1 protein-coding gene is annotated in these 1,096 nt (G+C 47.4%); it reads right to left on the bottom strand.

Features of this window, described 5'->3' with window-relative positions; translation table 11 throughout:
* Positions 1–1,096, bottom strand: a 1,096-nt coding sequence (locus R7Q47_RS26070; RefSeq protein ID WP_318090238.1) for an FAD-dependent oxidoreductase, incomplete at both ends; no start/stop codon positions are given.

Genomic DNA, 1,096 nt, shown 5'->3' with positions numbered 1-1,096 from the left:
CTTTTTCACCGACAGGCGTTTTGTCACGAATCAGCGTTTGGTAATCCACCACTTTTTCTGCATTATCAATACCTTCGATATTGACCTTACGCGGTTCAACACCAGAAGCCATCACAACCTCATCGTACTCTGTCAGCAAATCGTAGTTCGCTTCCGTAGACAAATGCAGATTTACACCCGTTTCATCAATTCGGTTGGCAAAGTAGCGAATCGTTTCTCTGAATTCTTCTTTACCTGGGATTTGCATCGCTAAGCGGAATTGCCCACCAATTCGGTCGTTCTTTTCAAACAGATCAACTTTATGACCACGTTCAGCTAAAGTCGTCGCACAAGCTAAACCAGCAGGGCCTGCGCCTACAACGGCAATATTTTTCTTCTTGAACGTTGGTTCAACCACAATTTCTGTTTCGTAACAGGCAAGTGGATTGACGAGACAACTAGCGCGCTTACCTTTAAATACGTTGTCCAGACACGCTTGGTTGCAGCCGATACACGTATTAATAAGCTGCGCTTTCTCTTGTTCTGCCTTCGCGACAAAGTATGGATCCGCCAAGAACGGGCGAGCCATTGACACCATATCCGCCTGACCAGAAGCAAGGATTCGCTCTGCTTCATCAGGAGTGTTAATTCGGTTACAGGTGACGATTGGCACAGAAACGTGCGGTTTCACCTTCTCGGTTACCCATGTAAATGCACCGCGAGGTACTTGCGTTGCAATGGTCGGAATACGTGCTTCATGCCAACCAATACCAGTGTTGATAATGGTGACGCCCGCGTCTTCCAATCCTTTGGCTAATTCAATCACATCTTCGAACGTGCTGCCCTGCTCGACGAGGTCCAGCATCGAAAGACGGAAAATGATGATGAACTTCTCACCCACCGCTTTACGTACAGCTTTCACTATCTCCAACGGGAAGCGCATGCGTTTTTTGTAACTGCCGCCCCAATCGTCATATCGCATATTGGTGCGCTTACAAAGGAACTGATTGATCAAATAACCTTCTGAGCCCATTAATTCCACGCCGTCATAACCGGCAAGTTGAGCGAGTTCAGCGCTGTTGGCAAATGCATCGATGGTCTTTTTGATCTGACGCTC

The sequence above is a fragment of the Vibrio sp. Vb0349 genome, assembly GCF_033338975.1.
The sequence above is the reverse complement of the archived record's forward strand: the minus strand, read 5'-3'. Positions and strand labels throughout refer to the sequence as shown.